Source organism: Williamsia maris, from assembly GCF_024171815.1.
In the GTDB taxonomy this organism is placed as follows: Bacteria; Actinomycetota; Actinomycetes; order Mycobacteriales; family Mycobacteriaceae; genus Williamsia_A; species Williamsia_A maris.
Genome location: NZ_JAMTCJ010000003.1, coordinates 769,557 through 794,677, shown reverse-complemented (window position 1 = coordinate 794,677; position 25,121 = coordinate 769,557). Strand labels below are relative to the sequence as shown.

Genomic DNA, 25,121 nt, shown 5'->3' with positions numbered 1-25,121 from the left:
GGAAATCGACGACGGGCCGATGGCGATCCGAACTGACGGTCAGGACAGAAGGGTCGTCAACATGGCGGGCAGCGTCGCGGCGAGATCGTGACGATCGGCCACCCGCTGCCGTCCGGTGCGGGCCACCGAGCGCCGGAGGCCGTCGTCGTCGACGAGGTTCTCGATGGCCGAAGCCAGTGCCCGGGGGTCGGAGGGAGCGACCAACACCCCGGCCCCGTCGCACAGGAACTCGGAGGTCCCGCCATGGTCGGTGCCGATCACGGGGAGCCCGTGCGACATCGCCTCGAGCACCGACAACGGACCCGCCTCCGGTGACGTACTGGCCGAGACGACGATGTCCCATCGGCGCAGCGCCGCCTGCGGGTCGGTGTGTCCGAGGAAGCGCACACGGCCCGCGAGATCCGGCCGCGACGCACGTTCCTCGAGTTCGGACACGTAGTCGACGTCGCCGGGGAAACTCCCACCGGCCAGTTCCACCTCGATCCCGGGCAACCGTCCCGCGGCGTCGAGGAGCACGCGGTGTCCCTTCCACGGCGTCAGCAACGCGAGCATCCCGACCACCGGCGGTCGGTGCAGGTCGGTGAACAAATCGGGGACGGGCCACCGCACCCCGTTGTGCGCCACCTCGACGGTCAGACCCGCCGCGCGCAGGGGAGCGGCGGTCGCCTCGGACACCGCGACCGCCAACCGCACCGCAGGCGCGCTCAGACGCACCACGGCGCGCTGCTTGGCGCTGACCACTGTGTCGTGCACCAACCAGGACACGCCGTTCGGGGGGTGCGCGACCCGCAGGGCGGGCAACGCGAACAGCGAGTTGACGACCGTCGCGGTGGCAGGGTCGCGCACCAACGGGGCGAGCCGGCGACCAGCCGCCACCCATCGCGCCACGAGTCGAGCCATCGCCGCCACGCGGGCGAGCCCGGACTCGCCCGCGAGACCGAGCGAGGGGATCGCGAGATGGGTTGCGTCGGCGGGTAACACGCCGGTCAGTGGCCCGTCCGGGCAGGCCACCACCACGTCGTAGCCGGTGCGCTGGGCCTCGACGACCAGGTCCGCCATCACCTTCTCCGCGCCCGACACCTGTCCGGAACTGGCCACGAAGACGATTCGTCGTGTCTCGGTCATCGCATCGGCCTCCTCCGTGAATGACGCGGCGGCGGGGCGCCGGCCGCCTTTCGGAACACCACCGCGGGGCCCAGGATCGCCAGGACCGCCGCGGCGGAGACGACCGGCCAGGGCACGACGCCGACGATCTGCGTGCCGACCACGCACACCACGACGGTGGCGATCACGAGGACGGTCATCGGACCCAGCGGGAGCAGAGCCCTGATCGGCATGACCCGGGCGACCACCACCCACAGCACGACGGCGACGGCGGCCAGGGTCACCACCGTGGCGATCGCGGCACCGTCGTAGGACATCCGGGGGATGAGGATGACGTTGGCGACCACGTTGAGCACGAGGCCCCCGACCGCGACGAGCGGATAGTGCCGCTGCTTGCCCGCCGCGGCGAGGAGGTAGATGCCCAGAACGATCAGCGACATCAGGGCCGCACCCACGACCAGCAGGCGCGACGCCGCCGCGGCCGGGACGAACCTTTCGCCGTAGAGCAGTTCGATGATCTGCTCGGCCGACGGCCAGAACGCGGCGACGGCCAGGGCGCCCGCCAGCGCGAACAACAGGGCTGCCGAGCGCGTCCGACGACGGAAGACGTCGTGTTGGTCGGGCCACGCCGCGACCAACAACGTGCTGACGGGGCCGGCCGCGGCGAGCGCGAACGTGTCGATGATGTCGGAGAACTTGTAGCCGATCGAGTACATGCCGACGGCATCGAAGGTGTCGAGCAGGCTGAGCATCAGCACGTCGATCTTCAGCAGCGCGACGGTGAGTGCGAAACCGATGGCCAGCGGCGCCGCGTCGCGCAGCATCGAGCGCCAGCGGTCGAACTCGATGCGGCGGGCGGGTCGTAGGCCGCTCGATGCGCGAGCGATCCCCACCGCCTTCATGGTCAACGCGATGAGCTCGTTGAGCACCGGCGCGAGCACGAAGATCAACAGATAGGGGGCCATCAGCACCGCCGCGATGGTGACGGCCAGCTGGATCGCCTGCCCGAGGCTCTCGGCGACCGCGGTGAGCACGAGCCGGTGTCGACTCTGGAACAACACCGTCAGGGCGTGTCCCGGTGTCGCGACCACGACGACGAGCCCGGCCACCGCGGTCGCCCGGATCACCTCGCCGGGATACTGCAGGATCACCACGTAGGCGACCGAGACGATGTAACCGACGAGCCCGAGGACCACCCGCAGTGCGATGAACGCCGACGCGGTCAGCGCGACATCGTCCTTGTCGTCGCTGATCAACCGGGCCAGGACCGCGCGGCCGACACCGAGGTCGGTGAAGATCGCCATCAGTCCGAGGAGCGCGAAGACGAAGCTGTAGTGCCCCCAACCCTCGGGTGACAGCGTCCGCGCGATGATCACGCTGCCGACCCAGCCGAGTGCGGCGATCACGACCCGACTGGCCAGCATGGCCATCGTCGCGCGCGTCGCCGCCCCGGTGTCGGACGCCACCGTGCGCGGATCCGGTGTCGGATGAGCCCCCTGGCTCGCGGGATCGAGGCTTACCAAGACAGCCCCACGTCGCGATACGCCGCGACGGTGCGTTCTGCGGTTGTGGCCCAGGTCAAGCCGGCGGCGTGGCGCATCGCGCGGTCGGAGAGTTCCGCGCGCGCCGCGGACTCCCGGACCAGGGGACGCAGCGCGTCGACCCAGTCCGCGACACGGTCGGGCCCGACGAGCACGGCCCCGTCACCGACGACCTGGGGCAGCGCACCGACCGCGCTGGCGACGACGGCGCCGCCGCACGCCATCGCCTCCACGGGCGGCAGTCCGTAACCCTCGTACACCGACGCGTAGGCGGTGACGGTGGCCGCACCGTAGAGCGCGGGTAGGTCGGCGACGTCGACGTAGCCGAGTCCGCGGGCGGTGGTCGGCGCCGACGGCCCCTTCGATCCTGCGCCCGCGAGGACGAACGGGACGCCGAGCTCGTCGGCGGCCTCGGCGACCAACCCCACGTTCTTGCGCGGCTCGACCGTGCCCACCTGCATGATGAACTGTTCCGGCAGATCGTATTTGACGCGAACGGCCGACACCTCGGACTCGGTCGCCGGGCGGGCCCACGCGGCCGGCGCGAGCTCGACCACCACGGCGTCGCGCCCGCTCACCGCCGCGATCCGCTCGGCGGTGAACTCCGAGACCGCCACCAGCACATCGGCTTTGCGTAGCGCCCGTCGGACGAGCACCGACTCACCTGCGGCGCGAAAGCGACTCGACGCCGACGGCATGTCCAGTACGGAGAGATCGTGCACCGTCGCGACCGTGACGGCGGGACCGAACAGGGGGATGTCGACGTCGAGCCCGTGGAACACGTCGCAACCGGTCGTGGGCAGCGCGCCGAACGCCGCACGGACGACCCCGCCCGCGACCGGTCGCCGGACCGGGGTGATCTCGTCGGGCAGATCGACCACCGCATCGCTCTGGACCAACGCCGAGAGTCGAGCGTCGCCGAGCCGGGCGGGCAGTTCGTTCAGGAGCTCACGGATGTAGGTCTGGACTCCACTTCCCCCGGGTCGGAGTGCGAGCGCACCGAATGTGAACTGTGTTGCGCTGCGGCGCATCCCATCACTCCTAACAGCAACCAGAAATAGACGTCCAGCGGGAAGATCTCGAAATAGGTGGCCACCAGGCTGGCCACCATGGCGGCGACGATGGACGCGCTGACCCCGAGCGCGAGTGCCCCGTCCCGGCCGGGTATCCGACGGGAGAGCTGAACACACCAGATGAGTGCCGTCACGATCAGCGCGAGGAAGGCCCACAGCCCCAGTGGGCCGAGTTCGAGGAGCATCTTCACGTAGTAGTTGTCCGGCTGGTAGTTGCTGGACATGCCCTGGGCGACTCCTCCGGCGGTCGACACGGCCTGCGTCGCGGTGCCCTCCGCGGTCGAGATGCGATCGGCGGCCGCGCCGCTCGCACCCAGGCCCTGACCCACGGGGTGGACGAGGATGCTCGAGATGATGTCGCTCCACCCGGAACCGCGCTGCCCCAGGCTGCTGGAGGAGAAGAAGATCTTCGACGCCCCGGACGGCAGGAGGGGGAGCGTCACCGCGCCCAGTGCGGCGACGGCGACGAGCGGCCAGGCCAGCGCCCGGAACCGCAGGATCGTCAGCCAGATGGCGCCGACCAGCAGTCCGAGGATCGCCGCGCGGACGACCGAGGTGGCCATCGCGGCGGCCATGACAGGGGAGAAACAGAGGAACAGCAGGTTGCGCCGTCGACGCGGTTCGGCGAGCGCGACGGCGCCGCCGACCAGCAGCGCCATCATCACGTACAGGCCGAATCCGAACGGCTGGTTGAAGGTGCTGAACGTCCGGAAGAAGCCTCCGGTGGTCCGGACCTGCTGCCCGAACTCGTAGCCCAGGTTCACCAGCGCGCCCGGACCGACGATCTGTTGCACGATGCCGACGACGGTGGCCAGGGCGCCCATGCCCATGATGACGCTGACCAGGACGTCGCGGTCGCGCGCGTCGAACGGCGTGAGCCACAGGATCCCCACGACCGTCAGATAGAAGAAGGTGACCTTGATGGCGACCACCCCGGCGATGCCGAAGAACGCGAGTCCCGAGACGGTGCCGTAGGCGACGAAGATGGCCGCGGCCGGCCACCACGGGAGGTGGAGTCGAGGGCCGGGATGTCGGGCTGCGACACCGCGGTGGATCCACGCGAAGACGGCCGTCACCAGGACCAGGCCCTCTTTCCACGCCGAGGCGATCCCGGGAACCGGCGCGATCGCGAGCAGACCGTGCAGCGGTGTCAACGCCGCGAGCAGGAGCACGCCGCGCTGCGGTCGGCGATAGATCCAGCAGAGCGCAGCGACCGCGATCACGGCGCCCACCACGATCACGGCGATCTGCACTCCTCACCACCTTCCTGGCCGCCCGGTCCCATCTTTGCGTGCCCACGGAGGAGTCGTGGCCAATCAGCAAAGAAAGTTTGCTCTAGTGAATCAAGCCTCACCCCGGTCCGGGCAACCGACGCCGTGGCTAGGGTGTGGCGATGGCCACACTCGAGGGCAAGGTCGCCCTGATCACCGGCGCATCCTCGGGGCTCGGCGCGGCCACGGTCGCACTGTTCGCAGCGCAGGGCGCGACCGTCCTCGGCATCGCCCGCGACGTCGACCGTCTCCGCGAGGTCCACGAGTCGGTCGGCTCCGGAGGGTATGCGGCCGTGGACATCTCCTCGGCGCAGGCCTGTGCCGACGCGATCGCCGACTGCGTGGCGCGTTTCGGCCGACTCGACACCCTGGTGAACGTCGCGGGCGCCCACACCATGCGACACACCGCGTCGGTCACCGACGACGAGTGGGCCGCCGACCTCGCGGTCAACCTCAACGGGCCGTTCTTCCTGACCAGGGCCGCGCTGCCGCACCTCCTCGCGACGAACGGCAGCATCGTCAACGTGGCGTCGACCGCGGGCACGCAGGGGCAGGCGTACTCGGCCGGCTACTGCGCCGCCAAACACGGGCTGGTCGGACTGACGCGGGCACTCGCGGTGGAGTTCAGTGCCTCGCAGATCCGGGTCAACGCGGTGTGCCCGGGCGGGATGCTGACGCCTCAGGTGACGAACTTCGTGTTCCCCGACGGCGCCGACGTGAACCTCGTGATGCGCACCGCCTCACCACGCGGGATGTCCGAACCGTCCGATGTCGCCGAGATGATCGCCTTTCTCGCCGGCGACGCCGCGAAGGCCGTCCACGGCGCCGTGATCGCCGCCGACAACGGTCGAAGCGCCGACTGACCAGGCTCCTCGCGTCGCTCACAGCACCCTCACAGCCGCACACCCAGCCCCCTCGCAGGGCGGGTTCCTACCGTGGTGCTCGGTCGGTCGAAGTGGCCGCGGCACAGAGCGATTCACGAGAATCGCACGACGTAGTTGAGGAAAGCCATGAGAATCAAGAAGATCGTGATGGGGACCGTGGTCGCCGGTGGAGTCGGACTCGCATCGCTCGGCGCGGGAGCGGGTGTGGCAGCGGCAGCGCCGCATGCCCCCGCCCAGAGCACCACACAGCAGTACGTGCAGAGCGCCCCGGTGACCCCGGTCTCGCAGCCGGGACCCGTCCGTCGACCCGACAACAAGCCGTTCACCTACCGGGGGCAGCACGTGACACCGGTCTTCGATCAGAGCCACCACGCCTGGGGGTTCTGGTTCTTCGGCTTCTGGATCCCGATCGCGCACTGATCCCGACGTCGCCGGATCCGACAACGGTCGAGATGCCCGAAAAGCCCAGTCTGCGAGTGCAACCGGCGGTTGACAGCCTGTTGACAGCGTGACCGGCAGATGCCTGACAGGTTCGGCTCCTACGTTTGCCGAAGTCGTCAGTCAGTCGACAACCACAGACGGTTCACCGGAACTCCGGTGGTCACGAGGGGACATGGGAATGAAGCTCAAGAAGATCGTCATCGGATCGGCACTCGCGGGCGGCATCGCGCTCGCATCTCTGGGCGCCGGTGCCGGCATGGCGTCCGCCGCACCGCAGGGTCCGCACCAGAACACCCAGCAGGAGTTCCGCGGCAACGGCGCACCGTTCGCCCAGCCCGGTCCGGTCAGCCGCCCGGACCACCGGCCGTTCAACTACCAGGGTCATCGGGTGACACCGGTCTTCGACCAGCACCACCACGGGTGGGGCTTCTGGTTCTTCGGCTTCTGGATCCCGCTGGGCCGATAAGACCGCAGGATTGCCCGCGTGGGGCCGGACACCACAGGTGTCCGGCCCTGCTGCTGTCCTGACACTTCGACTCAGCTCGATCGCCTCTCGTGTGCCCGTGACGGGTCCGCCGTAGCGTGGACTCCGATGACCACTCCGCTGCAGTTCTCCGCATTCGTCATGAACACGACGTCGCACATCACGCACGGCGCGTGGCGGCTCCCGGAGGCGCGCCAGAGCGACTTCAATTCACTCGAGCACTGGGTGTCGCTGGCGAGGACGCTGGAGGCGGGGACGTTCGACTACATCTTCTTCGCCGACGTGGTGGGGCTCTACGGGGACTACCAGGGGTCGTGGCGCAAGTTCGTCGAGTCCGGTCTGCAGATCCCGAGCAACGATCCGACGGTCCTCGCGTCGGCCATCGCCTACGCGACCGAGCACCTCGGCATCGCGGTCACCAGCTCCATCCTGCAGACGCATCCGTTCCAGTTCGCCCGGATGATGTCGACCCTGGATCAAGCGTCGAACGGTCGGATCGCCTGGAACATCGTGACGAGCCAGTCGGCCAACGCGTGGCGCAACTTCGGCTACGACGACATCACCGGACATGACGACCGATACCGGTGGGCCGATGAGTACGTCGACGTGGTCTACAAGCTCTGGGAGGGCTCGTGGGACGACGGGGCGCTCGTCGCGGACAAGAAGTCCGGTCTGCACGCGGACTTCGACAAGGTCCACAAGATCAACCACGTCGGGGAGCGGTACCGGGTGGAGGGACCGCATCTGGTGGCGCCGTCGCCGCAGCGGACCCCGGTGCTGTTCCAGGCCGGCTCGTCGCCGGCGGGTCGTGGCTTCGCCGCCCGTAATGCCGAGGCGCAGTTCATCATGTCGCCGAATCCGCGGGCCGCGAAGGCACTGATCGCCGACACGCGCACGCTCGTCACCGACGCCGGCCGCGCACCGGACGATCTCCAGTTCTTCCAGGGCCTGTCGTTCGTCATCGGCAGCACCGAGGAGGAGGCGACCCGCAAGGCCGCCGAGCTCGACGAGTTCATCGATCCGACCACGATCATCGCCCACGCGGCCGGCGGCATGGGGTTCGACCTCGGCTCCTACGATCTCGACACCCCGATCGGCGAGATCGAGGCGGAGGGCAACCGCAGCACGCTGGCCTGGGTGAAGGAGGCCATCACCGATCGCGAGCCGACGGTGCGGGATCTGGCCGAGATCCGCAGCCGCTCAGGCCGTGTCGTCGGAACACCGGAGACCATCGCCGACGTGCTCGAGGACTGGCGAGCCGCCGGTGTCGGTGGGATCAACGTGGTGAACTCCACCATCCCGGGCAGCTACGAGGAGTTCATCGATCACGTCATGCCGGTCCTGCGCGACCGCGGACTGGCCAAGCGGGAGTACGCCGAGGGCACCTCTCGACGGAAATCGTCGGGACGCGACCGTCTCCCCGACACCCACCCGGCGGCCGCCTACCGCGGCGTCTTCGGGAACCAGTAGGTCGCGCAGTGCCTCAGGACCGGCGGGCGATGGCGATGACCTCTTCTTCGGTGGGCGGGCTCTTCGGGTGGTACGACACGCACAGCGGGGTCTGTACCTGCGTGAACCCGCCGCCCTCGATCGCGGCGTAGAACCGGCCCGACGGCAGGCGCGCGAGGTCGGCCAGTGTGCCGCCCTTCATCTTCGCCAGCTCCTGCGCGGCCGCGATCTGCGTCGGCGCGGTGAGCAGGCCGTAGAACTGCGTGGACGCGTTGCCGGAGATCCTGTTGTGCAGCCCCTTCGGGGCCTGTGTCGCGTAGACCAGACCGAGGCCGTACTTGCGGGCCTGCGACGCCAGCGCCAACGTGCTGTGGGTCGCCGTGGTCATGGCGCCCGACGGCGCGAAGTTCTGCGCCTCGTCCATCACCAGCAGCCCACCGAGCGGGCGGTCGCCGGCCGGGTTCTTCTTGATCCACGCGAACAACCCCATCTGGAGCTGGTTGACGAAGTTCTGCTTGGTCTCGTCGGCGGTCAGCCCGGCCAGGTTGATGACCGACACCCGCGCCCGCTTGCCCTCCGACGGCGTCAACAGCACACCGGGGTCGACCGGGGTGCCCTGGCCGCCGAACATCGGATCGTTGGCGATCGCCGCCTTGAGGTTCTCGGCCAGGTCGGCGGCGATGCCTGATGCGTTGCGCATCTTGCTCGCCTCGGCCGGGAAGTCCTCCAGCAGCGCAACCAGATCCGAGAGGCCACCACCGCCGTTGCGTCCGAAGTGTTGGACGGCCTGCCGCAGCACCGCCTGCGAGTGCTTGGCCTTGGCGCCGCGCGCGACCGCCTGCGGTTCCAGGGAAGCCAGTGCCGAATCGACCGCGGCGTCGAACTCGTCGGCATCGTCGAGCGCACTCGAGAAATCCGGGAGCGGTTGAAAGCTCAACGGGCGCCCCGCGCTCCGGCGCGGTGTCCACACGATGACCTCGGTGTGGGCGAAGTAGTCGTCGGCGAGCTGTCGGTCGCGTGGCGGCCACTCCCGACTGCCCTCGGGCCACTGCTCGCCGAGCCGCGCGAGGTCGTTGTTGACGTCGAGCACGATCGCCGACACCCCGGCGACCGCGCACTCCTCGATGAGGCGGCGGATCAGCACGGTCTTGCCCGAGCCGGACCCGGCGAAGATGGCGACGTGTTTGCGCAGCGCCTCCAGCGAGACACTGACATCGCGGCCCGACGACGACGCAGTCCCCACGACGATCTCCGTGGCCGACGGCTCCTGTTCGGCGACAACTGGTTCCGACGGTGTGGCCGGTTGCGGCGACGTCGTCGGCTCGTCGACGTCTTCGGTTGCCGGGGTGCCGGTGTCGGTGGTCGCCGGTTCGGCGGGGGCTGTTTCGGTGGTCGTCGGGGACGCTGTCGGGGACGCTGTCGGGGACGCTGTCGGGGGCGCCGCGACGGCGGTGTCACCCGGGTGCTCGTCGATCGCGGGCAGCGTCTGCGCGAACAGCGTGATCCCGTGCGCGGGACGGCGGGTGCTCAACCAGTCGTTGAGCCCCACAGGGTTCTCCGCCAGAAAGGTTCGGAGGGCACCGAGCGCGCCCACGTCCTGCCGCGAGATCGACCGGATCCTGCCGCCGGCCTTCTCGAACTCGCCGAGGGTCTCCTGCGTCTTGGGCCCTGACGACCACGAGGTGTTCCGAATGAGCGTGATACCGCGCTGCGGGACCCCAGCCGTCAGACCGACGGCCGCGCTGGCCTTCTGGATGCGGTTCAGCGCCGCCCGCGGATGCTGGGCCGCGACGGCCCGGAAGGCCCAGTGCTGCTGATTGTCGTTCTCGTCCAGATCGCACTTCAGTCGACCGTGTAGTGGCGGGGAACTGCTCTGGCTCGGGTCGAAGGTGAACGTCTCTCGCTGCCCGGTCCGCTCCGCGATCCACGAGCTGAAACCCGCTGCGAGCAAGGACGGGAACTCGCGGTCCTCGTTCTCCTCGGACATGACCGTGTCGACGTCGAACCGGTCGGTCAATTCTGCGAATCGACGGTCGAGCACGCTCAACTCCGAATCGGAGGACGTGATCGACACGGCTTCCTCAGTGGGGTCCGAATCGGCGAAAGTCGTCAGCTCGGTCACGGAATCGCCGTCCACACAACGCCTGATGTGCCGATCGGCGAGAATCATCACGCGCCGCGGTGTCATGTCCAGAGCAGTTTCGAAGGCCTCGGCAGCGATCGGCCACGTGGGGTACGGAGGCGTGAAGCCGACGGTCGCAAAGCTCTGCCGAAAGCGACGGGCCAGAATGGAACGGGCGATCTCGGCATCGGGTATGCGTTGCAACATCGGGGCGATGCGGAACCGATCGGTCACCGACGCTGTCGCGTGGGTGACGAGGGAATCCCATGCCGCCGGGAGACAGGACACCACCGAGACCGTGCGACTCATCGTCTGGCGCAGCGACATCAAACCGTGTGCGACCTCCTCCAGCAGGCGGTCTTCCGAGTCGTCGCCGGTGCCGGATCCCGTCGCAGTTCGTGACTGCGCCAGCAGGGTGTCGATCTGGTCGATGGCGAGCATCGTCGGACCGGTCAGCGACATCAGACGGGAGATGGCCTCGGAGATCCCCTGATATCCCAACTCTGCCTGCCGGATTCCCCACGGCGTGAACTCAGAGGGATCGATGTCGCTGATGGCCTGCAGGTAGGCGTCGCCGAGTTCCTGCACGAACGGGTCGGCGGCGGCCCACAGGACCAGCGCCCGCAGAGCATGCTGAGCGCGGCGCCGATACCGCGGGCGCTCGGCGAACACAGCTGTGACGAAGGTGTCGAGGATCTCGGGTGTCACGGGCGCCTCACCCACGACCGCGGCCTTGGTGGGGGCATCGACCTGAGCGACGTCGGCGAGTTCGGCGAGGAGTTTGACGTGCTGACTTACGTGGCCCGGTGCGGGTCGCATCAGATCGTCCAGGAGGCCGATGAGGATCGAACGCCAGAAGCTCTTGCCGTCGAGCAGGCCGATGAGGAAGAAATAGCCGCCCTGTTGCTGGACCGCCTCACGTGCCTGCGCCAGCAGATGGGTCTTGCCGGTCCCGGCGGGACCGGTCACAACGACACCCAGCGGACTGGAATCGTCGCTACGGCGTGCGTCGTCGAAGGCTTCGAGCGTGTGGCTCAACGCCCGTTCGTGCATACCCGGCACGTGCAGTTCCGACTGCGGGCGCCAGACGTCGTCGGGAGTCGGTGCCCACGAGAGCCGGATGGATTTCAGGGCCGAGAGGTCCTCGGTGGTCGGGATCTGCGTCATCTCAGACCTCCTCGATCGCGATGAGATGGCTTGCCTGGCCGCCGATCGACACCGCGGCGGCCCGGTCTTGGGGGGTGAGGGTCTTCTGGTTCTCCTCCGGGATGACGTTGAATCCCGGTACCCGGTGCAGACGCAGCAGCGCGTCGTCGATCTCGGCGTGATCTACGGTGGACAGCTCCGTACGCAGCGCGAGAAGGCCGACCCACCCGCCCGGGCGACGTGTCAGCCGGTGATAGGCGTCGCGGATCCGCTGGTCGATGTCGGAAGCCGGTGCGACCGCGGTCGTGGCGGCGTCGGGCGCGGCGGGGGTGGCGTTCTGCGGGACGGTCGGCGTGCGGGGGGCGAACACCTCGGAGATGAGGGTGTCGCTGCGACGCAGGTGGCGATCGAGTCCCTGCAGGACGGTGAACAACGCTCGACTCGACGGCTGGGCGCGACCCGGGGCGTCGGCGCCGAGATGTGCCGCACACCAGGCCCATCCGTCGTCGGTCAGGGTGTGGAGATACCGACGGGAGACGAGCTCGCTGTGCACGAGGCCGGCTCGGTTGAGCTTCTCCCGCGACGGCTTGGTCAGCTCCGGGCCGAACGCCTTGAGTTCGGTGTTGGCGACGTCGCGCCCTTCGGCCATCAGGACGAACAGGATCGTCGCCTCGCCCGCGGTCAATTCGATCGATGTCACCGGTGGTGTGCCTCTCCGTTGGGATGTGCTGCTGTCATTGCCGATGCCGCGGCGCCGATACGCCCCCGCAGGCCGCGTTCGATGACGTCGGCGACCAACGAGACGTCGTCGAGCACCTCGCGGTTGGTGAAGCGGTAGACGGTGTACCCCGCGAGTTGCAACATGTTGTCGCGCCTGCGATCTGCGGCGTATTTGGCGACGCTGCGGTGGTCGTCTCCGTCGATCTCCACGACACATCGTGCGTGGGGCCAGACGATGTCGACACGGATGGGTGCGGCGAGTGGATCGGGCGCGAAGGCCTCGTTCCACCGTGCTCCGGACGACCATACGTGCTGCGCGAGGTAGGCGTGCAGACGCTGTTCGGCGACGCTGGCAGGATGCGGCCGACCCGAGACGGCGGGCAGTCGAACGCTCACGCCGGTGCCCATCGTGTCGTCGGCATCGACTGTCTCGACAGCGCGCGCGGCGTCGGCCGACGGCGTCGCCCACGGCACGGGGGTGAAGCGGTCGATCGCCGGCAGTGGGTCGCCGACGAGGCAGACCGCGACGTCCGCGTGCCGGGTCAACCACTCGCAGGCCGTGGCCACCACGCGCTGGTCGTCCAGCGTCCACGCGTCGGGGACCGGATCGGCGTCGTCAGGGGCGGGGTCGGCTCGGGTCACGGCGAGGCAGACATGGGTGCGCCGGTACGTGGTCGCGAGCAGCAGGGCGCACTCGCGGGCCAGGGTCTCGGGCGCCAGCTCGCCGAGGCGGAGCCGACCGGACCGTCCCGCCTGTGTCAGAACGGTGAGGGCAGGCATCGAATGTCCGCTGCGCGAGGCCACAAGGCGGACCAACCGGGTGGCCGTGGCGGGGTCGAGATACCCAGGCGGATCGGGGGATTCGTCGTCGAGGAGCCACGTCGGGAACAGGTCCACCACCGCCGCGGCCAACGCCCGCACGACATCGTCGACGGTCCGCGCCAGCGACATCGGCCGGTCGATCACCACGGAGACGGCCACGGGGGAGTGATCGGGGGACGGGTCCGCGGTGGCCTCGAAGGAGAGCAGATCCGAGCCCACGAGATCGACGACCCGTCCGCGCGGGATCGTGGCCAGCGGCGCGCTCACACCCATGTCCACGATGCGGGCCGCGCGACTCGAACGATCGACCACCTGCAGGTACACCCCCGATTGCATTGCCGTGGTTCACGATCGGCGCGGACCGTGGAACCCTGTCGCCGGATCGGCGAGTCGAGACGAGCCGTGTCAGCGGCCGAGCAGGCCGCCCAGCGCTCCGCCGACACCGGACTGCTCGCCGGCGCCGGTGCCGCCGATCATCCCGCCGGGCGGGAGTTCGGATGGTTGGACGATGACGAAGCCCTGCCCGGAGAACGAGAGGGTGAACCGCTCTCCGGTGCTGCGCCCGATCAGGGTGCCGAGGTTGAACGAATCATTTTGCTTGACACCGGTTCTCAGGCTCGACGACCAGGCCACCGCGGCCTGCGGGTCGGCGAAGGTCGGCTGGTCGACGTTGAGTACGACCGGGGTCCCGTCGGTGGTGATCGCGATGCGGCCGCGGCCGGTGAACACGCAGTTGAAGAGTCCGGCGTTGCTCGCCGCGGCGGCGCCCTGGACCCGGCCGATCGTGTACGACAGCGTCGACTCGAAGGCGAGGACGTTGGCGCCGTTGATGGTCAGGCCGTCGGACCCGTCGAGGTCGATGAGGTGAACGTCGGAGGAAGCGTTGGCCAGGAACAGGTCTCCGCGTCCGACGACCTTCATCAGCGGGACCCCCTCGCCGGAGAGTCGCTGCCGGATCATGTTGCCGATGCCGCCCGCGCCGAGGGCCTCGAACTTCAGGTCGCCCTGGTAGGCGACCATCGATCCGGTTCGCGCCATCACGTCGCCGTTGAGAGCGACCTTGGCCATCTTGCTGCCCTGCTTCTGGATCCCGGGTTCGGTCGACTCGGCGAATTGGGGTGCGAACAGTTCGCTCTGCATGGGCGGGACTCCCTGGTTGTGGGGCGGGCTGGGCGGAGGGGACGACGGCGCTGCGGCCGCGTAGGACTGTGTCGGTGCCGAATAGGTCGGTGCGGCAGCGGGACTCGACGGCGCCGGCGGGGGTGTGGGCGGCGCGACGGGTGGGGGAGTGGGCGCAGGCGCGGGCTCGTCCTCGATGTCGATACCGAAGGCGGTGGCGATGCCGGCCAGGCCGTCGTCGTAGCCCTGCCCGACGGCGCGGACCTTCCACGCGCCGTTGCGGCGGTAGACCTCGACGCAGACCAGTGCGGCCTCGGTGGTCAGTCCGGACACCTCGAAGGTCAGCGGATCACCCGAGGAGGTGACGGTGGCGACGAGTTGTCCGGCGCCTGCGAACGTCGTGGGTCCCGAGCCGTCGAGGCTGGCCGTGACCACGACCGTGGACACGTCGGCGGGCAGCGCGGTGGTGTCGATGGCGACCACGTCACCCGCGCCCCGACCATGGCGGTACTCGACGCCCGGGCCGACCGGGTTGTTGAAGAAGATGAGGTCGGCGTCGGAGCGGACCGCACCGTTCTCGCCGAGCAGCAACGCCGAGACGTCCAGCGAGGTGGTCGACGACACCGTGACTGCGACCCCCGGTGCCGGCAACGGCCGGTTCTCACCTCGGGACAGGCTGGTCATGATCGATTCCCGTACACGGCGACCAGTGTTCCAGAAATCGTGAGTCGCCGGACGGTGCCCGACGTGTCAGAGAAGCGGGGTCACTTCTTCTCGCAGGCGATGCCGTCCCTGTCGCGGTCAAGGCCCTTGTTCTGCTTGTAGGTTGCGGCGTCGGTTCGGTAGTTCGTCACCGCGCGCTTGTTCCCGGACACCTTGTCCCGCGCGCCGGGCAGGCCGACGCCGTGGGAGAAGCTGCGGTTGAGCTGCGAGCAGTTGCTGTACTTCGTCGCGGCCGAGGCCGGTGCGGCCGTGGCCATCGTGCCCAGCGTCAGCAGGCAGGCGGAGCCCACGGCGATGGCGACACGGCTCAGGGTATTCAGTTTCACGACATGCTCACTTCTCGATGACGAACGATCTCAGGCGATCGAAAGATAGCGGGTCGTCGCGGTTCTGCTCTGTATTTCTCGGCGAACGTCATCTGATCGGCCGACAGTGGGTGGCCGGTCAGCTCGTCGCTGTGACCGCCGTGAGGATCTCCGGACCACGCTGCGCGACCAGGCGGACCGCGACGCGATGGGCGAGGACGAGCGCGGGAAGGCCGACGGCGAGCTGCACGACGACCGCGAGGTAGGCGGCCGGCCCGTCGACGAGGAGCCCGATGACGATCCCGGGCACGCACAACGCGCCCATCGCGGCCACCGCGGCGAGGGAGTATCCGAAGCTCGCGGTCGTCATCGAGCCGCGCGAACTCATCGATGAGATCGACGACCCGGGCGGCACCCGATACGGGCTCAGCGCCGGCAGGAGCGCGGCCATGCCCGACGCGGTGATCGTCCCGGCGACGATGACGGCGGCGGCGACCGGCCACGTCGAGGGATCGGTGTGCCGCACGAGGCGAGCCACGACCGTCCCGACGACACCGATCGGAACCGCGATCGACGCCGCCAGGATCATGCGGGAGCGGATGACCAGCGGAGCCGCCGCCGGCGAGGTGACCAGGAGGGCGAAGCCCCACCGGTCGAGCCCGTAGGTGTTGGCCAGCATCGAGCCACACATGAAGACGACCAGGGGTGCGCCGTACTGCATCCCGTAGACGTCGGCGCTGGTCAGCATCAGCACCACACCGACGACGATGAAGGCGAGCGGCATGATCGCCAACCCCAGGCGTTGCGGATCGGTGAGGAGCATCCGTGCCTCGGTGCGCAGCACGAGAACCGTGGGGGATGCGGTGACCGGCCGACGTGGTCCCCGCGTTCTCGACCGCGATGCGGAGGTGACCGCGTCGGAGTACATGGCGGTGTCGATGCGCCCGGACCACAGTCGGTGGATCCCGAGGGCGACTGCGGCAAGACCGAGCACCACGATCACCGCGAGCCACCAGCGTCCGGAATCGACAGCCTCACCTGCGACGACCGGCCACCCGGTGGGCACGACGCGGGCCGCGATCTGCAGGCCGCGGTTTGCCGGATCGATGACCCCCTGGGTGAGCAGCAGGTAGACGACGTAGATGCCGGCGATCGCGGCGACGCCGAGGACCGTCGAGACGATGCGGCCGATCTGGCTGCGCATCGCCTGGGCGTAGGTCAGCCCGAGGACCCGGGGGCCGATCACGCCGATGCCGGCCAGGGGGATGACGGCCGCGGTCGCGAAGACGGACGCAGTGGTCCTCGCCGACGGATCGGTGAACCAGGCCAGCGGGACCACCAGGAGTGCCACGACCTCGAAGATCAGCCCGGGCCCGCGCAGTACGGAACGGATCGACGCGGCACGCAGCGCGGTCGCAGACACCGGTAGATGTCGTACGTCGACGGGACTCACCCCGGTCGGGCGGCTCGCGATCAACGGCGCCACGCACAGCGCGCCGACGACGACGAAGCAGACGACGGCCGCAGTGGTGCGTCGAGCGGATCCGGCATCGGCCGTCATCACCAACGCCGCTATCCCGACCAGGACGAACACCGCGAGGACGCCGCCCAGGATGCGGAGTCCTCGCGGGGCGGGACTGGCGCGGCGGATGGCCCTGTCCAGGTCCACGAGGGCCGACACGGTCTGTCGCGACGACCCGCTCGGCGTGGCACGCGGCGGCGCGAGTGTCATCGGTCGTCCCGGTCGGTCGGAGGTGCGCTGCCGAGCCAGTCGAGTCCGAGGCCGCCGGGATCCGGGGTCTTTCCCACGGTGTCGACCAGGATCGACTCCAGGCTGGTGCCCGCCCGCACCTGCGCGGTGTCGCCGGAGACGACGAGGGTGCCACGGTTGAGGATCGCGACGTGCGTGCAGATCTGCTCGATCAACGACATCGAGTGACTCGACAGGATCACCGTGCCGCCGGTCACGGTGAACCGGGTCAGGATCTCGCGGATCGTCACCGCCGACACCGGGTCGACCGCCTCCAACGGTTCGTCGAGCACGAGCAGGGAGGGGGAGTGGATCAATGCGGCGGCCAGGCCGATCTTCTTCTTCATGCCCGCCGAGTAGGAACTGACCGGCTTGTCCGCGCTCCCGGCGATGTCGAAGACGCCCATCAGGTCGTCGGCGCGCGCGTCGGCCACCTCCGGGGCGAGCCCCTGCAGTACGCCGACGTAACGCAGCGCGATGCGCCCGGGCAGCGCCTCCGACATCGTCGGGCCGTCGGGCAGCAGGCCCACCCGACCCCGCGCGCCCACCGGATCGGACCACACGTTGTGGCCGTCGATGAACACCGAACCGTGCGTCGGGCGCAGCAGCCCGGTCGCCATCGACAGCAGGGTGGTCTTGCCCGCACCGTTCGCACCCACGAGCCCGTACAGCGAGCCCGCGGGGACCGACAGGCTCACGGCGTTGACCGCGTTCGCCCCGTCGTAGACCTTGGTGAGCTCACGGGTCTCGAGCGCGGGTGCGACCGTTCCGGCTCCGTCCGGCCGCGGGTCGGCCGGTGCGGGATACTCGGGGTACACGGGGTCGTCCTTCGGTCGGCGGTGTCGAACTCGTTCGCCCAGCGAATCACAATCGGTGCCCGCGGGCCATGGATTTGGTTGCGACCTGCGGTTTCCCCTACACTTGACCGGTTGCCTGCGGCACGGTTGTGTCGCAAACCAGAGCACGAACCCTTCGCGGCCGCTTCAGGCCGTGGTCAGGCGTGTGAACGGCGGCAACGGACCGTGCGCGTCGGGTCGGAAATCCGGCGGGCAAAACAATCCAGGTCGAGGAGATCAACAGTGATCCAGCAGGAGTCACGCCTGCGGGTCGCCGACAACACGGGTGCCAAGGAAATCTTGTGCATCCGCGTGCTCGGAGGCTCGTCACGCCGGTACGCCGGCATCGGTGACGTCATCGTCGCCACCGTCAAGGACGCCATTCCCGGCGGCAACATCAAGCGCGGCGAGGTCGTCAAGGCCGTCATCGTCCGCACCACCAAGGAGCGCCGTCGTCCGGATGGTTCGTACATCCGCTTCGACGAGAACGCCGCTGTCATCCTCAAGAGTGACACCGACCCCCGCGGAACCCGCATCTTCGGACCCGTCGGTCGCGAGCTGCGCGAGAAGCGCTTCATGAAGATCGTTTCGTTGGCTCCGGAGGTGCTCTGACATGAAGGTTCACAAGGGCGACACTGTGATCGTCATCTCGGGCAAGGACAAGGGCGCGAAGGGCAAGGTCATCGAGTCCTACCCCACGCGTAACCGGGTCCTGGTCGAGGGCGTCAACCGCATCAAGAAGCACACCTCCGCAGCACAGTCCGAGCGCGGCGCCTCCTCGGGCGGCATCGTCGTCACCGAGGCCGCCATCCACGTCTCCAACGTGATGGTCGTCGACTCCGAGGGCAACCCGACTCGCGTCGGCTACCGCCGGGACGCCGACACCGGCAAGAACGTGCGCATTTCCCGCAAGAACGGGAAGGACATCTGACATGACCACCACCGAGAACAAGGTTCAGCCCCGGCTCAAGGAGCGCTACCGCTCCGAGATCAAGGACGCGCTGAACGAAGAGTTCAAGTTCGAGAACGTGATGCTGATCCCCGGCGTCGTCAAGGTCGTCGTGAACATGGGTGTCGGTGACGCCGCCCGCGACGCGAAGCTGATCAACGGCGCGGTCAAGGACCTCGCTCTGATCACCGGCCAGAAGCCCGAGATCCGCCGCGCCCGCAAGTCCATCGCACAGTTCAAGCTGCGCGAGGGCATGCCCATCGGTGCGCGCGTCACGCTGCGTGGCGACCGGATGTGGGAGTTCCTCGATCGGCTCGTGTCGATCGCGCTTCCCCGTATCCGCGACTTCCGCGGTCTGTCCGACCAGCAGTTCGACGGCAACGGCAACTACACGTTCGGTCTGAACGAGCAGTCGATGTTCCACGAGATCGACATCGACGAGATCGACCGCCCGCGCGGTATGGACATCACCGTCGTCACGTCGGCCACCACCAACGACGAAGGCCGTGCGCTGCTGCGTCACCTCGGCTTCCCGTTCAAAGACAACAGCGTGAAGGACAACTGACATGGCAAAGAAGGCTCTGGTCAACAAGGCCAACAAGAAGCCGAAGTTCAAGGTCCGCGGCTACACGCGCTGCAACCGCTGCGGTCGCCCGCACGCGGTGTTCCGCAAGTTCGGCCTGTGCCGTATCTGCCTGCGCGAGATGGCGCACGCGGGTGAGCTCCCCGGCGTGCAGAAGTCGAGCTGGTGACACTGCACCACTGATCTGCTGACAAAGGCCCGAGTCCTCACGGACTCGGGCCTTTGTCATGTCTGGCTCCGCTGACGATCTCAGTGGATCTCATCGGGTCGTTCCGACGTCCAAACCGTATGGGTGACGGGGTGTTCTCGACGGCGCAGCTCAAGAACGGCGGTGCGACCGACGCCCAGATCCGGCGGGCGGTCGCAGCGGGTGACCTGACACGGCTGCGCCCCGGCTGGTACGCGCGGCGCGATGCAGACCCTCATGTCGTTGCGGCAGTTCGAGCCGGCGGGGTACTCGGCTGCGTCTCGGCGCTGCAGCACCACGGGGTCTGGGTTGCGCCCGGTCATGACCAGATCCATGTTCGCGGCAGCAAAGGCCTCCGTGGCTCGATCGCCTCGAGCTGTCGCGGTGTCGGAGCACCGCCACCCACGATCACGGCCGTGGACTCGCCGGCGTATGCACTGGGTTGTGCGGTGCGCTGCATGACAGAAGAGCATTGGATTGCTGCGTGCGACTCGACGCTCCAGTCGCGCTCGGCACACCGTTCCGACATCGCCGCGGAACTCGGGCCGCACGGTCGCGACCTGCTGGCCAGGTGCGACGGCAGATCGCAATCCGGGACGGAGTCATTGGTCCGCTTTCGTCTGCGTGCGCTCGGTTTCGAGGTCGTCGTGCAGCCACAGATCGGCGGAGTCGGGCGAGTGGATCTCAGGGTCGGCAAGCTGCTGATCGAGTGCGACAGCAAGGCGCACCACACCAGTCTGGAGAACTACCGCAACGATCGTCGTAGAGACAGAGCCGCGTTGATACGGGGGTGGCTGAAGATGCGGTTCACATACGACGACGTCGTCTACGGCTGGGACGAATCGCTCGACTCCATCCGAGCAATCACCCGGCCGCGTCGGCACCGGATGCGTGACTGAGATCGTCCGTCCACAGGGCCGCCGTGGTCATGGTGACCACGCTGGCCCTGTAGTCGGACGATCTCAGTCGATTCACCGCTTGCGCTTACGCCGTTGCGCCCGGTTGGGGCCGGTCGAGCGGGAGATGTACCGAGGGTCGGTGCGTTGTGCCGCACCCTGGACGCCCTTAATGAACTGGGCGTGGGGTGCGAGCGAGTAGTCGGCCTCCCACGGGTAGGAACCGTCGTCGTCGGCCCACACCACCTGGAGGAAAGCGGCATCGGGAAACAACTCGTTGGTGATCAGGAGATCCGACTTGTCCACGAGTTCGATCAGTCGCAGCGTCGAGTCGATGGAATCGATGGTGAACTCGATCTCGTGCTCGACCAGAGTCCTCCAATCGCGCCATCGCAGCACATCCACCAACTCGTTGAGGACGGCCTGAGCAGTTCGTGCGTCGAGGCCATAGACGGCCAGTTCAGGGATCGGACCCAGATGGAGTCCGCTCGTGTACGCGAACGAGCAGTCCGGCGGCTCACATTCCGGGGAAGCGCAACTGCACGCGTCACTGACGGCCATGACCGACCAACCCAGCGCGCGAATCGTCGTGATGGCCGATCGGACGAGAGGACTCGGATGCCATCGAGGCAGTCCGCTGAGATCTGAATGACGATCGGTCATGGGTGCTCCTTTGTTCGGGGAGCACGAGCCGACCATCCGATACCGACCGCCGGTCGGAGAGCGCACGCCGGAGCCGGGATCTTGTCCACAGGTGGTCGGATCTCCCCAATCGAGCAGCGGTCGAGCCGCGCCGGTCTAGATTTCGGGGCGTGGTCAAGCTGATGTACGCGCTGTGGGGGACCGACCTCGCCGTCGCGCTCGGGTCCGCAGAGGTGCTCGCCGCGCTGGAGCAGGCCGGCGCCGACCGGGTACAGCTCAACATCGCCGGGGCGCCCGAGGTGGCCGGGGCGATGACGCTTTCCACGCTCGCCCCGCCGATCGACGCGATCGTCAGCGTCTGGACCGAGGCCGTCCCCGAGCCGATCACCGCGGTGCTCGCCCCGCTCACCGACCGCGTCGTCGGGTGGGAGGTCACCGAGCGCCGACCCCTGCCACCGCCGGAGACCTGGGACGGATCGCGTGCCGACGCCATGGCCAACGTCGCGTTCCTGCGCCGCCCCGACACCCTCGACCGCACCGAGTGGCTGCGTCGATGGCTCGAGGACCACACGCCGATCGCGATCGCGACCCAGGCGACCTCGGGCTACCTGCAGAACGTCGTCGAACGACCGGTGACGCCCGACGTGGAGCACGTCGACGCGATCGTGGAGGAGCTGTTCCCGCTCGCCGCGGCCGGCGACATCCACGCGTTCTACGGCAGCGGGGGAGACGACGCCGAACTGCGCCGCCGGATGACCGCTCTGCTCGACAGCGTCGTGCGCATCGGGGCGCACGAGAACATCGACGTGGTGCCCACGGTTCGCCACCTGCACTCGCTCCGAGGGGCCACATCGGCAGCGATTTGGCCCTGACCACCGCGATCCCTACACTAGAACGGTTGCCTGCACTCAGGCGCGCTCACGCGTGCGCGAGAACCGCCAGGTGACGCCCACTTTCTTGGCTTCACAGCTACAGAAATCCGGTGGTGCACCCGAGATGAAATCGGACTGCACCACTGGTGCACGGCCCCTCATCGGCATCAGTCGGTGAGGACAAAACACACTTCGTAGTAGGCCCACGGTGTGACATGCGAGGCCCGCGCCGCTCGTCCAGAGCGGCAACGGAACCGGCATGCACGCGTTGCATGGGAACCGCCACGAGAAAGGTTGACGGTCACTCATGACCATGACTGATCCGATCGCAGACTTCTTGACCCGTCTGCGCAACGCCAACTCGGCGTTTCACGACGAGGTGACACTCCCGCACTCGAAGATCAAGGGCAACATCGCCGAGATCCTCAAGCGCGAGGGCTACATCACCGATTACCGGACCGAGCCCGCCGAGGTGGGCCAGAGTCTCGTCGTCACCCTCAAGTACGGCCCCACCCGTGAGCGGAGCATCGCCGGACTGCGGCGCGTCTCAAAGCCGGGCCTGCGGGTCTACGCGAAGTCCACCAACTTGCCGAAGGTTCTCGGCGGCCTGGGCGTGGCCATCATCTCCACGTCCTCGGGCCTGCTGACCGACCGTCAGGCAGCCAACAAGGGCGTCGGCGGCGAAGTCCTCGCCTACGTCTGGTAAGGGGCAGATTCAATGTCGCGTATTGGAAAGAACCCGGTCGTCATCCCGGCCGGAGTGGACGTGAAGATCGACGGCCAGGCCGTGTCGGTCAAGGGACCCAAGGGCGAACTGGCCCTGCTGGTGTCCGAGCCCATCTCGGTTGTCGCCGAGGACGGCTCGATCCTGGTGACCCGTCCGAACGACGAGCGTCGCAACCGCTCGTTGCACGGACTGTCCCGCACCCTGGTGGCGAACCTCGTCACCGGTGTGACCACGGGCTACGTCACCAAGATGGAGATCTTCGGAGTCGGCTACCGCGTGCAGCTCAAGGGCAAGGACCTCGAGTTCGCCCTCGGCTACAGCCACCCGGTGCCGATCGAGGCGCCTGACGGCATCACCTTCGCGGTGGAGTCGCCCACCAAGTTCTCGATCTCGGGAATCGACAAGCAACTGGTCGGCCAGATCGCGGCCAACATTCGCCGCCTGCGGCGTCCGGACCCGTACAAGGGCAAGGGCATCCGCTACGAGGGTGAGCAGATCCGCCGCAAGGTCGGAAAGACGGGTAAGTGACATGAGTGAAACCACAACCACGAAGCGCGAGACGGTCGGCAAAGACGTGTCGACCCGTCGTCGCCGCTCCACCGCACGCCGGCACTTCCGGCTGCGCAAGAAGATCAGCGGAACCCCGCAGCGACCGCGTCTCGCGGTCAAGCGGTCCTCGCGACACATCCACGTCCAGATCATCGACGACCACTCGGGCACCACGCTCGCAGCGGCGTCGACGATCGAGGCCGATGTGCGCAGCTCCGGCGGCGACAAGTCGGCGCAGAGCGCCAAGGTCGGCGAACTGATCGCATCCCGCGCCAAGGCCGCGGGTGTCGACACGGTGGTCTTCGACCGCGGTGGGCACGACTACCACGGACGGATCGCGGCTCTGGCCGACGCCGCCCGCGAGGGAGGGCTCACGTTCTGATGACCAACACCAACACCAGCGCCCACTGCGCATACGGAAGGACCATCTGATGCCGGGACGTCAACGGCGTGACGGCGGCACCGGACCCGCCACCAGCACCGACAACACCGCAGGCGCAGCCGCCGGCGGCGCAGGCGCAGCAGGCGGCGGCGACCGTCGCGGCGGCGGCGGCGACCGACGTGGCGGTGGCCGCGACGGCCAGCGCGGCGGACGCGACCAGGACAAGAACCGTCTCGAGCGCGTCGTCGCCATCAACCGCGTGTCCAAGGTGGTCAAGGGTGGACGTCGGTTCTCCTTCACCGCCCTCGTGGTCGTCGGTGACGGCCAGGGCATGGTCGGCGTCGGCTACGGCAAGGCCAAAGAGGTCCCGGCCGCCATCCAGAAGGGCGTCGAAGAGGCTCAGAAGAACTTCTTCCGCGTCCCGCTGATCGGCTCCACCGTGACCCACCCCGTCCAGGGTGAGGCCGCGGCCGGTGTCGTCATGCTGCGTCCGGCATCGCCCGGTACCGGTGTGATCGCCGGTGGCGCGGTGCGTGCCGTGCTCGAGTGCGCGGGCGTCCACGACGTCCTCGCCAAGAGCCTCGGCAGCGACAACGCGATCAACGTCGTCCACGCGACCGTGGCCGCACTGAAGATGCTGCAGCGTCCCGAAGAGGTCGCCGCACGTCGTGGCCTCCCCATCGAAGACGTCGCTCCCGCGGGTATGTTGCGGGCGCGCGCAGGACAGGGTGCATGACATGGCAGAGCTGAAGATCACCCAGATCAAGGGCACGATCGGAACCAAGAGCAACCAGCGTGACAGCCTGCGGACCCTCGGTTTGAGGAAGATCCGTCAGACCGTCACCCGCGAGGACACTCCGGCCAACCGCGGCCTGATCAACGTGGTGCGCCACCTCGTGACAGTCGAAGAGGTTTAGTCCAATGACCATCAAACTCCATCATCTTCGCCCCGCTCCGGGCGCGAAGACCGACAAGACCAGGGTCGGTCGTGGTGAGGGCTCCAAGGGTAAGACCGCGGGTCGCGGCACCAAGGGCACCAAGGCACGCAAGAACGTCCCGGCCGGCTTCGAGGGTGGGCAGATGCCCATCCACATGCGGCTCCCGAAGCTCAAGGGCTTCACCAACCGCAACCGTGTCGAGTACCAGGTGGTGAACGTGGGCGACCTCGCCCGCCTCTTCCCCGAGGGCGGCACCATCGGCGTCGATGAACTCATCGCAGCCGGTGCGGTTCGCAAGAACGAGCTCGTGAAGGTGCTCGGCGACGGAGAGCTGTCGGTGGCCGTGCAGGTCAGCGCCAACAAGTTCTCGACGTCGGCGAGCGAGAAGATCAGCGCGGCAGGTGGCAGCACCACGGTGCTGTGACCCGTCGGTTCTCGCGGCGCTCGGTGTTCGACCGGGCGCCGCGGGGACCACTGTTAGAGTTCAAGAGTTGATCATCGTCGATCCTCCTCGCGACTTCGCGGAGGGGGCCGACCGACCAGAACGACGGATCACCCCCTGTGCAAGGCGAGACGAACGCGGTGCGACCGCGGGAGTTCTCCGCT

At 68.3% G+C, this 25,121-nt stretch carries 28 protein-coding genes and 1 pseudogene; 17 read left to right on the top strand and 12 right to left on the bottom strand.

Features of this window, described 5'->3' with window-relative positions; all coding sequences use genetic code 11:
• Window positions 1-39 precede the first annotated feature (39 nt).
• From LX13_RS17230 to LX13_RS23545, 4 genes are read right to left on the bottom strand one after another with little or no spacing between them, the layout of a single operon-like run.
• Window positions 40-1,125, bottom strand: a complete 1,086-nt coding sequence (locus LX13_RS17230; protein WP_253662498.1) for a glycosyltransferase family 4 protein — start codon at window positions 1,123-1,125, stop codon at window positions 40-42.
• On the bottom strand, window positions 1,122-2,570 hold the full coding sequence (locus tag LX13_RS17225) for an oligosaccharide flippase family protein (RefSeq protein WP_253662497.1): 1,449 nt from the start codon (window positions 2,568-2,570) through the stop codon (window positions 1,122-1,124). Before LX13_RS17225 ends, LX13_RS17230 begins: the two co-directional genes overlap by 4 nt.
• Window positions 2,571-2,620: 50 nt before the next feature.
• Complete coding sequence (locus tag LX13_RS17220; protein WP_253662496.1) at window positions 2,621-3,676, bottom strand: glycosyltransferase family 4 protein; 1,056 nt, start codon at window positions 3,674-3,676, stop codon at window positions 2,621-2,623.
• Window positions 3,586-4,971 carry an O-antigen ligase family protein gene (locus tag LX13_RS23545; protein WP_253662495.1) on the bottom strand — a complete coding sequence of 462 codons (1,386 nt, stop codon included), beginning with the start codon at window positions 4,969-4,971 and terminating at the stop codon, window positions 3,586-3,588. Before LX13_RS23545 ends, LX13_RS17220 begins: the two co-directional genes overlap by 91 nt.
• Before the next feature lie 140 nt (window positions 4,972-5,111).
• Between LX13_RS23545 and LX13_RS17210 the strand changes: the two genes are divergently transcribed.
• From LX13_RS17210 to LX13_RS17195, 4 genes are all read left to right on the top strand, one after another.
• The gene (locus LX13_RS17210) at window positions 5,112-5,852 is read left to right on the top strand and encodes an SDR family NAD(P)-dependent oxidoreductase (protein ID WP_253662494.1); all 741 of its coding nucleotides are present in this window, start codon (window positions 5,112-5,114) and stop codon (window positions 5,850-5,852) included.
• A 147-nt stretch (window positions 5,853-5,999) separates the two neighbouring features.
• Window positions 6,000-6,293, top strand: coding sequence for a hypothetical protein (locus tag LX13_RS17205; protein WP_253662493.1), 294 nt, complete (start codon window positions 6,000-6,002; stop codon window positions 6,291-6,293).
• Window positions 6,294-6,486: 193 nt separating this feature from the next.
• A complete protein-coding gene (locus tag LX13_RS17200; RefSeq protein ID WP_253662492.1) occupies window positions 6,487-6,780 on the top strand; it encodes a hypothetical protein in 294 nt (97 codons plus the stop codon).
• Between the two features lie 126 nt (window positions 6,781-6,906).
• A complete protein-coding gene (locus LX13_RS17195; protein WP_253662491.1) occupies window positions 6,907-8,268 on the top strand; it encodes an LLM class flavin-dependent oxidoreductase in 1,362 nt (453 codons plus the stop codon).
• A gap of 13 nt (window positions 8,269-8,281) precedes the next feature.
• On the opposite strand, the gene LX13_RS17190 is transcribed toward LX13_RS17195, so the two are convergent.
• The 7 genes from LX13_RS17190 to LX13_RS17160 form a co-directional block, all read right to left on the bottom strand.
• Window positions 8,282-11,536 (bottom strand): helicase HerA domain-containing protein, encoded by a 3,255-nt coding sequence (locus LX13_RS17190; protein WP_253662490.1) that lies wholly within the window; start codon window positions 11,534-11,536, stop codon window positions 8,282-8,284.
• Between the two features lies 1 nt (window position 11,537).
• The gene (locus LX13_RS17185; protein WP_253662489.1) at window positions 11,538-12,215 is read right to left on the bottom strand and encodes a hypothetical protein; all 678 of its coding nucleotides are present in this window, start codon (window positions 12,213-12,215) and stop codon (window positions 11,538-11,540) included.
• Entirely contained in the window at window positions 12,212-13,393 is a 1,182-nt protein-coding gene (locus LX13_RS17180) for an endonuclease domain-containing protein (protein WP_253662488.1), read from the bottom strand. The genes LX13_RS17185 and LX13_RS17180 overlap by 4 nt, the downstream gene beginning before the upstream one ends.
• Before the next feature lie 69 nt (window positions 13,394-13,462).
• The gene (locus LX13_RS17175) at window positions 13,463-14,860 is read right to left on the bottom strand and encodes an AIM24 family protein (protein ID WP_253662487.1); all 1,398 of its coding nucleotides are present in this window, start codon (window positions 14,858-14,860) and stop codon (window positions 13,463-13,465) included.
• Window positions 14,861-14,940: 80 nt separating this feature from the next.
• Window positions 14,941-15,225, bottom strand: a complete 285-nt coding sequence (locus LX13_RS17170; RefSeq protein ID WP_253662486.1) for an excalibur calcium-binding domain-containing protein — start codon at window positions 15,223-15,225, stop codon at window positions 14,941-14,943.
• 118 nt (window positions 15,226-15,343) lie between these two features.
• The gene (locus LX13_RS17165; RefSeq protein ID WP_253662485.1) at window positions 15,344-16,936 is read right to left on the bottom strand and encodes a hypothetical protein; all 1,593 of its coding nucleotides are present in this window, start codon (window positions 16,934-16,936) and stop codon (window positions 15,344-15,346) included.
• Window positions 16,933-17,772: an ABC transporter ATP-binding protein gene (locus LX13_RS17160; RefSeq protein WP_253662484.1), complete on the bottom strand. Its 840-nt coding sequence runs from the start codon at window positions 17,770-17,772 to the stop codon at window positions 16,933-16,935. Before LX13_RS17160 ends, LX13_RS17165 begins: the two co-directional genes overlap by 4 nt.
• Window positions 17,773-18,033: 261 nt before the next feature.
• Between LX13_RS17160 and rplN the strand changes: the two genes are divergently transcribed.
• The 6 genes and pseudogenes from rplN (at window position 18,034) to LX13_RS17135 (ending at window position 20,408) form a co-directional block, all read left to right on the top strand.
• The gene (gene rplN, locus LX13_RS17155; protein ID WP_188490507.1) at window positions 18,034-18,402 is read left to right on the top strand and encodes a 50S ribosomal protein L14; all 369 of its coding nucleotides are present in this window, start codon (window positions 18,034-18,036) and stop codon (window positions 18,400-18,402) included.
• Between the two features lies 1 nt (window position 18,403).
• Complete coding sequence (rplX, locus tag LX13_RS17150; protein WP_188489402.1) at window positions 18,404-18,721, top strand: 50S ribosomal protein L24; 318 nt, start codon at window positions 18,404-18,406, stop codon at window positions 18,719-18,721.
• A 1-nt stretch (window position 18,722) separates the two neighbouring features.
• Window positions 18,723-19,304: a 50S ribosomal protein L5 gene (gene rplE, locus LX13_RS17145; RefSeq protein WP_188489405.1), complete on the top strand. Its 582-nt coding sequence runs from the start codon at window positions 18,723-18,725 to the stop codon at window positions 19,302-19,304.
• A gap of 1 nt (window position 19,305) precedes the next feature.
• Window positions 19,306-19,491, top strand: coding sequence for a type Z 30S ribosomal protein S14 (locus tag LX13_RS17140; RefSeq protein ID WP_011778599.1), 186 nt, complete (start codon window positions 19,306-19,308; stop codon window positions 19,489-19,491).
• Window positions 19,492-19,610: 119 nt separating this feature from the next.
• Window positions 19,611-19,715: pseudogene (locus LX13_RS23600) on the top strand (type IV toxin-antitoxin system AbiEi family antitoxin domain-containing protein); the annotation flags it as partial.
• Between the two features lie 252 nt (window positions 19,716-19,967).
• Entirely contained in the window at window positions 19,968-20,408 is a 441-nt protein-coding gene (locus LX13_RS17135) for a putative endonuclease domain-containing protein (protein WP_253662483.1), read from the top strand.
• A 72-nt stretch (window positions 20,409-20,480) separates the two neighbouring features.
• Here the strand turns inward: LX13_RS17135 and LX13_RS17130 are convergent, their stop codons facing one another.
• A complete protein-coding gene (locus tag LX13_RS17130) occupies window positions 20,481-21,068 on the bottom strand; it encodes a DUF4262 domain-containing protein (protein ID WP_253662482.1) in 588 nt (195 codons plus the stop codon).
• Between the two features lie 149 nt (window positions 21,069-21,217).
• Here LX13_RS17130 and LX13_RS17125 point away from each other — a divergent pair, with 149 nt between their 5' ends.
• The 7 genes from LX13_RS17125 to rplO all read left to right on the top strand — a co-directional run bounded on the left by LX13_RS17125 (window position 21,218) and on the right by rplO (window position 24,939).
• Window positions 21,218-21,919, top strand: a complete 702-nt coding sequence (locus LX13_RS17125) for an EthD domain-containing protein (protein WP_253662481.1) — start codon at window positions 21,218-21,220, stop codon at window positions 21,917-21,919.
• Window positions 21,920-22,226: 307 nt separating this feature from the next.
• Window positions 22,227-22,625 carry a 30S ribosomal protein S8 gene (gene rpsH, locus LX13_RS17120; protein WP_253662480.1) on the top strand — a complete coding sequence of 133 codons (399 nt, stop codon included), beginning with the start codon at window positions 22,227-22,229 and terminating at the stop codon, window positions 22,623-22,625.
• Between the two features lie 12 nt (window positions 22,626-22,637).
• On the top strand, window positions 22,638-23,174 hold the full coding sequence (gene rplF / locus LX13_RS17115; RefSeq protein ID WP_253662479.1) for a 50S ribosomal protein L6: 537 nt from the start codon (window positions 22,638-22,640) through the stop codon (window positions 23,172-23,174).
• 1 nt (window position 23,175) lies between these two features.
• Window positions 23,176-23,577: a 50S ribosomal protein L18 gene (gene rplR, locus LX13_RS17110; RefSeq protein ID WP_188489415.1), complete on the top strand. Its 402-nt coding sequence runs from the start codon at window positions 23,176-23,178 to the stop codon at window positions 23,575-23,577.
• A gap of 49 nt (window positions 23,578-23,626) precedes the next feature.
• Window positions 23,627-24,313, top strand: a complete 687-nt coding sequence (gene rpsE, locus LX13_RS17105; protein ID WP_253662478.1) for a 30S ribosomal protein S5 — start codon at window positions 23,627-23,629, stop codon at window positions 24,311-24,313.
• A gap of 1 nt (window position 24,314) precedes the next feature.
• Window positions 24,315-24,494, top strand: a complete 180-nt coding sequence (gene rpmD, locus LX13_RS17100; protein ID WP_188489418.1) for a 50S ribosomal protein L30 — start codon at window positions 24,315-24,317, stop codon at window positions 24,492-24,494.
• Between the two features lie 4 nt (window positions 24,495-24,498).
• Window positions 24,499-24,939, top strand: coding sequence for a 50S ribosomal protein L15 (rplO, locus tag LX13_RS17095; RefSeq protein ID WP_253662477.1), 441 nt, complete (start codon window positions 24,499-24,501; stop codon window positions 24,937-24,939).
• Window positions 24,940-25,121: the final 182 nt, after the last annotated feature.

Coding starts and splice junctions, on each gene's coding strand:
- LX13_RS17230 (WP_253662498.1), bottom strand. CDS start 1,125: ATGACCGAGACACGACGAATCGTCTTCGTGGCCAGTTCCGGACAGGTG.
- LX13_RS17220 (WP_253662496.1), bottom strand. CDS start 3,676: ATGCGCCGCAGCGCAACACAGTTCACATTCGGTGCGCTCGCACTCCGA.
- LX13_RS17210 (WP_253662494.1), top strand. CDS start 5,112: ATGGCCACACTCGAGGGCAAGGTCGCCCTGATCACCGGCGCATCCTCG.
- LX13_RS17205 (WP_253662493.1), top strand. CDS start 6,000: ATGAGAATCAAGAAGATCGTGATGGGGACCGTGGTCGCCGGTGGAGTC.
- LX13_RS17200 (WP_253662492.1), top strand. CDS start 6,487: ATGGGAATGAAGCTCAAGAAGATCGTCATCGGATCGGCACTCGCGGGC.
- LX13_RS17195 (WP_253662491.1), top strand. CDS start 6,907: ATGACCACTCCGCTGCAGTTCTCCGCATTCGTCATGAACACGACGTCG.
- LX13_RS17190 (WP_253662490.1), bottom strand. CDS start 11,536: ATGACGCAGATCCCGACCACCGAGGACCTCTCGGCCCTGAAATCCATC.
- LX13_RS17180 (WP_253662488.1), bottom strand. CDS start 13,393: ATGCAATCGGGGGTGTACCTGCAGGTGGTCGATCGTTCGAGTCGCGCG.
- LX13_RS17175 (WP_253662487.1), bottom strand. CDS start 14,860: ATGACCAGCCTGTCCCGAGGTGAGAACCGGCCGTTGCCGGCACCGGGG.
- LX13_RS17165 (WP_253662485.1), bottom strand. CDS start 16,936: ATGACACTCGCGCCGCCGCGTGCCACGCCGAGCGGGTCGTCGCGACAG.
- rplX (WP_188489402.1), top strand. CDS start 18,404: ATGAAGGTTCACAAGGGCGACACTGTGATCGTCATCTCGGGCAAGGAC.
- rplE (WP_188489405.1), top strand. CDS start 18,723: ATGACCACCACCGAGAACAAGGTTCAGCCCCGGCTCAAGGAGCGCTAC.
- LX13_RS17140 (WP_011778599.1), top strand. CDS start 19,306: ATGGCAAAGAAGGCTCTGGTCAACAAGGCCAACAAGAAGCCGAAGTTC.
- LX13_RS17135 (WP_253662483.1), top strand. CDS start 19,968: ATGACAGAAGAGCATTGGATTGCTGCGTGCGACTCGACGCTCCAGTCG.
- LX13_RS17130 (WP_253662482.1), bottom strand. CDS start 21,068: ATGACCGATCGTCATTCAGATCTCAGCGGACTGCCTCGATGGCATCCG.
- rpsH (WP_253662480.1), top strand. CDS start 22,227: ATGACCATGACTGATCCGATCGCAGACTTCTTGACCCGTCTGCGCAAC.
- rplF (WP_253662479.1), top strand. CDS start 22,638: ATGTCGCGTATTGGAAAGAACCCGGTCGTCATCCCGGCCGGAGTGGAC.
- rplR (WP_188489415.1), top strand. CDS start 23,176: ATGAGTGAAACCACAACCACGAAGCGCGAGACGGTCGGCAAAGACGTG.
- rpsE (WP_253662478.1), top strand. CDS start 23,627: ATGCCGGGACGTCAACGGCGTGACGGCGGCACCGGACCCGCCACCAGC.
- rpmD (WP_188489418.1), top strand. CDS start 24,315: ATGGCAGAGCTGAAGATCACCCAGATCAAGGGCACGATCGGAACCAAG.
- rplO (WP_253662477.1), top strand. CDS start 24,499: ATGACCATCAAACTCCATCATCTTCGCCCCGCTCCGGGCGCGAAGACC.